General features: G+C 58.5%; 5 protein-coding genes and 1 pseudogene. 2 read left to right on the top strand and 4 right to left on the bottom strand.

What is annotated here, in order from left to right; genetic code table 11:
- Nucleotides 1-38: 38 nt before the first annotated feature.
- Nucleotides 39-4,079: a hypothetical protein gene (locus H0X90_RS35955; protein ID WP_230877761.1), complete on the top strand. Its 4,041-nt coding sequence runs from the start codon at nucleotides 39-41 to the stop codon at nucleotides 4,077-4,079.
- 296 nt (nucleotides 4,080-4,375) lie between these two features.
- Here the strand turns inward: H0X90_RS35955 and H0X90_RS36115 are convergent.
- From H0X90_RS36115 to H0X90_RS35205, 4 genes and pseudogenes are all read right to left on the bottom strand, one after another.
- Nucleotides 4,376-4,468, bottom strand: a pseudogene (locus H0X90_RS36115) (ESPR-type extended signal peptide-containing protein); the annotation flags it as partial.
- Nucleotides 4,469-4,491: 23 nt separating this feature from the next.
- A complete protein-coding gene (locus H0X90_RS35215; RefSeq protein WP_196438427.1) occupies nucleotides 4,492-5,742 on the bottom strand; it encodes a tetratricopeptide repeat protein in 1,251 nt (416 codons plus the stop codon).
- 55 nt (nucleotides 5,743-5,797) lie between these two features.
- A complete protein-coding gene (locus H0X90_RS35210) occupies nucleotides 5,798-6,286 on the bottom strand; it encodes a hypothetical protein (protein WP_196438426.1) in 489 nt (162 codons plus the stop codon).
- 61 nt (nucleotides 6,287-6,347) lie between these two features.
- On the bottom strand, nucleotides 6,348-7,037 hold the full coding sequence (locus tag H0X90_RS35205; RefSeq protein ID WP_196438425.1) for an EAL domain-containing protein: 690 nt from the start codon (nucleotides 7,035-7,037) through the stop codon (nucleotides 6,348-6,350).
- A 367-nt stretch (nucleotides 7,038-7,404) separates the two neighbouring features.
- On the opposite strand from H0X90_RS35205, the gene H0X90_RS35200 reads away from it, so the two are divergent.
- A complete protein-coding gene (locus tag H0X90_RS35200; RefSeq protein ID WP_196438424.1) occupies nucleotides 7,405-7,965 on the top strand; it encodes a recombinase family protein in 561 nt (186 codons plus the stop codon).
- The last annotated feature ends 307 nt before the right edge of the window (nucleotides 7,966-8,272 follow it).

Here is an 8,272-nt window from a genome sequence, read left to right as displayed (position 1 = left end):
TCGTGTTGGTCGACACCACGCCCGACAGCGAAGTCACGTTGCTGTTCGTCGTGCTCAAGCCGCTCGACAGCGAGCCAATGTTGCTGTTGGCCGTGCTCAGGCCGCTCGAAGTCGACGAGGACAGCGATGCCACATTGCTGTTTGTCGTGCTCAAGCCCACCGACAGCGAACTGACTCCGGACGACAGGTTCGCGATGTTGCTCGCGTTCGTCGACACACTGCTCGACAGCGTCGAGATGTTGCTGTTCGTTGTACTCAGCCCACTGGACAGCGAACCCACGTTGCTATTGGTCGTCGACAAGCCGCTCGACAACGACGAAACGCCGCTGGTCACCGTCGACAGGCCACTCGACGTCGACGTCGACAGCGAGGACAGGTTGCTGTTCGTCACGCTCAGGCTCGACGACACCGCGCTCGACAACGTGCTCAGGCCCGACGACAGACTCGACGAGAACGTCGACGACAGCGAGTTCAGACCGCTCGAGGTCGATACCGACAGCGACGTCAGGTTGCTGTTTGTCGTGCTCAGGCTCGACGACACCGCGCTCGACAATGTGCTCAGACCCGACGACAGGCTCGACGAGAACGTCGACGACAGCGAGTTCAGACCACTCGAGGTCGACACCGACAGCGACGACAGGTTGCTGTTTGTCGTGCTCAGGCTCGACGACACCGCGCTCGACAACGTGCTCAGGCCAGACGACAGACTCGACGAGAACGTCGACGACAGCGAGTTCAAACCGCTCGAGGTCGACACCGACAATGACGTCAGGTTGCTGTTTGTCGTGCTCAGGCTCGACGACACCGCGCTCGACAATGTGCTCAGACCCGACGACAGGCTCGACGAGAACGTCGACGACAGCGAGTTCAAACCGCTCGAGGTCGAGACCGACAGCGACGACAGGTTGCTGTTCGTCACGCTCAGGCTCGACGACACCCCGCTCGACAGCGAGCTCAACCCCGACGACAGGCTCGACGAGAACGTCGACGACAGCGAGTTAAGACCGCTCGAGGTCGAGACCGACAGCGACGACAGGTTGCTGTTTGTCACGCTCAGGCTCGACGACACCCCGTTCGACAACGAGCTCAACCCCGACGACAGGCTCGACGAGAACGTCGACGACAGCGAGTTCAGACCACTCGAGGTCGAAGCCGACAACGACGTCAGGTTGCTGTTCGTCGCGCTCAGGCTCGACGACACCCCGCTCGACAGCGAGCTCAACCCCGACGACAGGCTCGACGAGAACGTCGACGACAGCGAGTTCAGACCGCTCGAGGTCGAGGCCGACAACGACGTCAGGTTGCTGTTCGTCGCGCTCAGACCACTCGAAAGCGTCGACGTGGTAGTCGACATCGACGAAGAGAGTGTGCTCAATCCCGAACCCAGGTTCGCGATATTGCTTGCGTTCGTCGACACACTACTCGACAGATTCGCAATGTTGCTGCTTGCGGACGACAACGCGCTCACCGTCGTCGAAATCGACGTCAACGAGCTATTCGTCGAACTCAACCCGCTCGAAAGCGAACTCACACCACTATTTGTCGTACTCAAGCCTTGCGACAGCGAACCAATGCCGCTATTAGCCGTGCTCAGGCCAATCGACAGCGAGCTGGCGCCCGTCGACAGCGAACCGATGTTGCTGTTGGCCGTGCTCAGACCGTTCGAGGTCGAGTTCGACAGCGATGCGACGTTGCTGTTCGTCGTGCTCAGGCCAATCGACAGCGAGCTGACGCCCGTCGACAGCGAACCGATGTTGCTGTTGGCCGTACTCAGACCGTTCGAGGTCGAGTTCGACAGCGACGCCACATTGCTGTTCGTCGTGCTCAGACCAATTGAGAGCGAGCTGACGCCCGTCGACAGTGAACCGATGTTGCTGTTGGCCGTGCTCAGGCCGTTCGAGGTTGAGTTCGACAGTGACGCGACATTGCTGTTCGTCGTGCTCAGGCCAATCGAGAGCGAGCTGACGCCCGTCGACAGCGAACCGATGTTGCTGTTGGCCGTGCTCAGACCGTTCGAGGTCGAGTTCGACAGTGATGCGACATTGCTGTTCGTCGTGCTCAGGCCAATCGAGAGCGAGCTGGCGCCCGTCGACAGTGAACCGATGTTGCTGTTGGCCGTGCTCAGGCCGTTCGAGGTCGAGTTCGACAGCGACGCCACATTGCTGTTCGTCGTGCTCAGACCAATCGAGAGCGAGCTCACGCCCGTCGAAAGCGAACCGATGTTGCTGTTGGCCGTGCTCAGGCCGTTCGAGGTCGAGTTCGACAGCGACGCCACATTGCTGTTCGTCGTGCTCAGGCCAATCGAGAGCGAGCTCACGCCCGTCGACAGTGAACCGATGTTGCTGTTGGCTGTACTCAGACCGTTCGAGGTCGAGTTCGACAGCGACGCGACATTGCTGTTCGTCGTGCTCAGACCAATTGAGAGCGAGCTGACGCCCGTCGACAGCGAACCGATGTTGCTGTTGGCCGTACTCAGACCGTTCGAGGTCGAGTTCGACAGCGACGCCACATTGCTGTTCGTCGTGCTCAGGCCAATCGAGAGCGAGCTCACGCCCGTCGACAGCGAACCGATGTTGCTGTTGGCCGTGCTCAGGCCGTTCGAGGTCGAGTTCGACAGCGACGCGACATTGCTGTTCGTCGTACTCAGACCACTGGACAACGAACCCACGTTGCTATTGGTCGTCGACAAGCCGCTCGACAGCGAGGTAACCCCGGACGACAGATTCGCAATATTGCTCGCATTTGTCGACACGCTGCTCGACAAATTGGTAATGCTGCTGCTTGCTGTCGACAATGCACTGACAGTATTTGACAACGACGTCAGCGAGCTGTTCGTATTACTCAGCCCACTTGACAACGAACCTACGCCACTGTTGACCGTGCTCAGACCACTCGAGGTCGACACCGACAGCGACGTGACATTGCTGTTCGTCGTGCTCAAGCCAATCGAGAGCGAGCTCACGCCCGTCGACAACGAACCGATGTTGCTGTTGGCCGTGCTCAAACCATTCGAGGTCGAGCTCGACAGCGACGCGACATTGCTGTTCGTCGTGCTCAAGCCAATCGAGAGCGAGCTGACGCCCGTCGACAGCGAACCGATATTGCTGTTGGCCGTGCTCAGGCCGTTCGAGGTCGACACCGACAGCGATGTGACGCTGCTAGTCGTCGCGCTCAAACCACTCGAGAGCGAGCTTGCACCTGACGACAACGACGCAATGCTGCTGGTGTTCGTCGATACCCCTGCCGACAACGACGTCACATTGCTGTTAGCCGTACTCAGGCCAGTCGAGGTCGAGGTCGACAGCGAGGTCAGATTGCTACTCGTGGCACTTAACCCGCTCGACAGATTCGAAACGCTTGTCGATACCGACGAGGACAGCGTGCTCAATCCCGACGTCAGATTCGCGATATTGCTCGCGTTCGTCGACACGCTGGATGACAAGCCCGTGATACTGCTGTTTGCCGTCGAAATGCCTGCCACGACGGTCGACAGCGATGACACGCTACTGTTAGTATTACTAACTGTACTTGACAAATTATTAACATTTGTCGACAATGAACCCACGTTGCTTGATGTCGCAGAAAGCGACACAGACAACGCATTTACACCGGTCGACAAAGAACCAATTCCGCTGTTTGCGGTTGACAGACCCGCCGAGGTCGAATTCGACAGCGATGTCACACTGCTGTTCGTGGTGCTTAGTCCGCTCGACAGAGAACCAATGTTGCTCGTCGCCGTACTCTGCCCGGAGGAAATCGAGGTCGACAGTGACGTGACGTTGCTTCCCACCGTGCTCAAGCCAACCGACAGAGAGCCAATGTTGCTATTTGCGGTCGATACCGCTGTCGAAGCCGAGCTAGACAGGGATGTCACGCTACTACTTGTAGTGCTCAGGCTCACCGAAAGTGAGCTAGCAGCTGTCGACGTCGAACTGGACAGTGACGTGATGTTACTAGCGGCCGTTGAAATACTGGTCGAGGCTGACGTAGAAACTGAGTACAGTTGCGCACCAGTTACGGCAAAGGTTGAAATAGATGTAAGCGCGCTTGAAATAACAGATACCGTCTGGTTTGTATAAACTCCATTATCAGTTACATAAAGATAGCCTGATCCACTATACGTCTGCAACCCCGCTACGCCTTCATTAGTTGCCCCCGAGCAACCTGGCGCAGTTGCAGCAGCAGACGGATTGTATCCATTAATTCCATAGTATCCTTCTCCCGACGCAGTACCGAATCTGGCAGAATTGCATGCATATGTCATCTGAGCATATGCATCTGTGCCAGTTACCGAAAATAGTGTAATGCAAGCTCCAACAATCCCCAATATATTGAGTACGAAATTCTTATCTTTGACTCGAACACCTTGCCCGCTTTCCGCAGTTCTTCCCCTTGCGCTGTCATTTTCACTGACTACGACCGCTCTAGCGGTCTCCTTATCCCAGATCACCCTATAGATCTTGTTCATCGTTCGTTCTCTTATCGCTGTTGCTATTCACTCGCAGCCGCTACCGACATCTCTTCCAACTCGGTCAGCAACTGCTCGACAGGTGACGACCCACTCCCCGCGGGCCAGTCCCGATACCCTTTCGCGTGCGGGTACCACCCACACTCTTCTCCCTCCTTTCCCCAGTGCCACTCGGCGTGCTTGCCCAACAGCACTCGCGTCTCGCAACCGAGTGCCCCCGATACATTCATCTCCGGCGATTCCACCCCCACAACCACATCCATCTCCTGCATCAACGCCGCTACGCTGCTCATGTCCAGCAGCTCACGGCCCAGGCGATCCACCGCATCCGATAGCCAACCCGTTCCTTCTCGCCCCGGAGTCAACTCGAACACCCGGATCGCTCTCGGCATGCGGCACAACTGCGCACGCACCACACTGAGTGCCGACAGGCCACTCTCCAGACACACCTCCCGATTACCCCGAGCACCCACCAGTCCCACACGCAAGCCGGCTGGCTCGCCCCTAAGAAGCGAGCGCACCTTGCCGACGTCATCCACGCTTGGCCTCAGATACGCGCTGCGCTTCGGCTGCGGTAGATACCCCGGCAAGTCCGACTGCCTCGCCTTCATCCATTGCCGCCCGGCCGAGCCGATCGGCAGTTCGTGCAGCTGCCCGCCATACAACTCCCTCGTCACCACCGTCGCCTCTCGGAAGCTGCTTTGAAACAGCCTCACCAGCGTCGAGTGGCAACTCACTACGACGCGCATTCCAGCTTCTCGCGCGCGCACCAGCAGTTCCGGGAAGAACGCTGCAAACAGGATCTGTTCACTGATGCGCGACTCACACACGATCTCCAGCACGCTGCCGGGCCGGTAGTGCCCATCCCAACGCGTTTGCGTTGCGCTCAATGACATCGGCACCACGAAGGGCTCAGCACCTCGGCCGCGGCGGTAGTGCACCCACCCCTGCTCAAAGCGTCCATTCAGCAGCAAGTGGTACGCATAGTCCCGATGCACCTGCGGCATCGAGTCTTCCGACAGTGCCTGGCGGAAGTAGCGTTCCGCTTCTTCCGTTCGATTCAGCCGGCTACAACACACCGCCATTCGGTACACCACCAGCGGATTGAATGCCGTCTCAACCGCACGCACCGCCTCGAAGTAGCGCAATGCACTGCCCCACATCCCTCTGCGGAACATCGACTCACCGCGTAGTCGGAGCGCACTGGTGTCACCGGACCTTGGCGCGCCATATTCGTGACTCTCCAGACTTAATTCATCCGACTGACTCATCATTCGTACACCTTAGTAGTGGTCCGGTCTGATCTTCCATACAGAACCGTGCGCTCGATCAGTGAGTCAGCCCGGTAGAGAGACAGGAATCGAATTCATGGTCGTAGTCGTAACGACGCATGCTCGAATTGGCCGTCACCGTCGTGATCACGCTGCGTCCGTGATGCCGGCCAGCAGACATCAGCACCGCGAATATCCGACTTACCGACCGTTCGTTCGCGGTCCTGTACGACTTGATCGCGGATTCGTATCCCACTCGCAAACCGTGCGAGATTGCCGAGTCTTCGCCGTACATGCCCATCGACACGCCGATGAGGTACGCGCGCGCGGCAAGCTCCTGACCTTTCTTGTCCAACATAGGCATTCGCGTGATACGGATCACCACTGCGCGCAACACCTCGCTCCACTGCGGAGGTACCGCACCCTCGCTTCGCGACACGTCGATCCACTGCGTCAACGTGGACAACAAATCGTGCACCGCGCTCGCCCCCGTGAGGACCGCGCGAGCTTTCTGATTACCTGCCTCATGCCTGCTTTTATTTTTCATGGTCTTGACACACTGCATCAGTTATTGATGGATGCCCCTGAGTACAACTCTCTTGTTTGCGTCACGCGTCCGGGAGGTAACGGAACTGCCCCCATTTGGCCCCCGCGTCATTTGCCAAGGCGGCGTCGCGATTCGTCTCCACCCCATCCACGATGACGCAGGGTGCCGATTCGCCGGCCAACTTCAACAGTTGCGCAAGCCGACGCTCACCGCGGCCCGATTGGTGAGCGGCACACAGCAACGTCCGATCCAGCTTGATGAAGTCAGGGTCGCGCACGGCCATCGCGCTTTGCACCCCGTATCGAACACCAAACTCCTTGATCGCAATCCGGCAGCCGCACCATCTCAGCCTCCAGAAGAAGGCACGTCCGGCCGCCGGATCCAGCGGCGCCGTCTCCGCCAACTCGACAACCAGGCGCCGTGCCACGTCGGGCTCTCGCTCCAGCAACTGGAAAACGCTGTCCCACCAGACATCCTCGATTGCGCTCTCTCCGTTGATCGCGCAGCCCAATTGCGCACTCGGATTTGCCCGCAGAACCTCGATCGCGCCCTGCATCACCAGGCGATCGAGCCACCGCGTCATATCGACTGCTTTGCCCAGCGCTGTTGACAGATTCATCCCCACACGGGCGGCCAAACTCACTTCACGCGCCTGGTAGAGCAAGTGACTGCTGTCATCGAGCTCAAGAATCGGCTCCTGGTTGAACTGCAGCGCTGCTTCGATTCGCTGTTGTTGTCGCGCCTTGTCCACGGGGCCACTCATGCTTCGTGGCCATCCACGCCCATCCATCCCCGCACTGCGCTGCGTCCCGGTCTTCATCGCTTTTTTCCTGTGATGATTCGATTCAGGCCTCTACGTGCCCATCGCACCTTCGGTGTTAAACTGCCGTTTGAATGAGGGATGCTCTGGGGCCGCCTGTGCGCGGTACGAAAACGACCGATTCTGACAAATTGCAACAACGGGGAAGAGGTCTCCCGACGAGACCCCAAGATTCAAAGGCTTAGCGATTCACAGGTGGTGTGCGGCACGCATCGACAAAATCGGTCGTTTTTGTCAACGTGCCAATCAACACTGTCGGGCTGATCACCCGGCAGTGTGGTTTTTTGAGAACACACCCATGAAAATCGGATATGCCCGCGTCTCTACCGGCGAACAGAACCTCAACCTCCAGCTCGATGCACTCAAGCGCGCAGGCTGCGAACACATTTATACGGATCAAGGCGTCTCCGGATCCCGCTTCGCCCGCCCAGGTCTGGACAACGCGCTCTTTCGGCTCAGGCCAGGCGACACGCTGATCGTCTGGCGGCTCGATCGCCTCGGCCGCTCACTCAGCCGGCTTGTCGACCTGATCACTCACCTCGGCAAACGCCGCGTCCAGTTCGCCTCTTTGACCGAAGCCATCGATACCGCTTCCGCCGGCGGTACCCTCATGTTCCATATGATGGCCGCCCTCGCCGAGTTCGAACGACGGCTCATTAGCGAACGCACTCGCGCGGGGCTTGACGCCGCACGTGCTCGCGGCACACGACTCGGACGCCGCCGGGCGCTCGGTCCCGACGAGTCTCGACAAGCGCTATGTCTGCTTCAGTCCGAAACCGCGGCGCATGTCGCTGAGCGCTTCAATGTTCACCCCAGAACCTTGCATCGCCTCAAAAAGCGGGGGGCCGCCGCCGAATGACTTTCAGCCTGATTCTTTGCAGTCCGACGTGCTTTGTGAAGAATTGTTGATTTGCCTGAACCGGCAGAATATGAAACTCTATTTGCGCCACCGAGTGGTATTCCCGTGCGTCGTGGCACAGTGAGAGCCTCCCCCGGGCCTCTCACTTCTTGGTGAGCCATGTCTTGATTGAATGGCTCATTTTTTTCTTCTAGCGACAACGTCCCGCATGTCGTACACATGCAGGACGTCATACATCATCATGGATAGCTACCAAGATCTTATGCAGCAAGAGATGGCGCTCAGAGAACGCATGGAACTTGCTCGC

The sequence above is a fragment of the Burkholderia sp. 9775_39 genome, assembly GCF_015712225.1.
GTDB classification, from domain to species: domain Bacteria; phylum Pseudomonadota; class Gammaproteobacteria; order Burkholderiales; family Burkholderiaceae; genus Burkholderia; species Burkholderia cenocepacia.
Note: the sequence above shows the minus strand (reverse complement) of the source record. Positions and strands in the feature narration are given on the sequence as shown.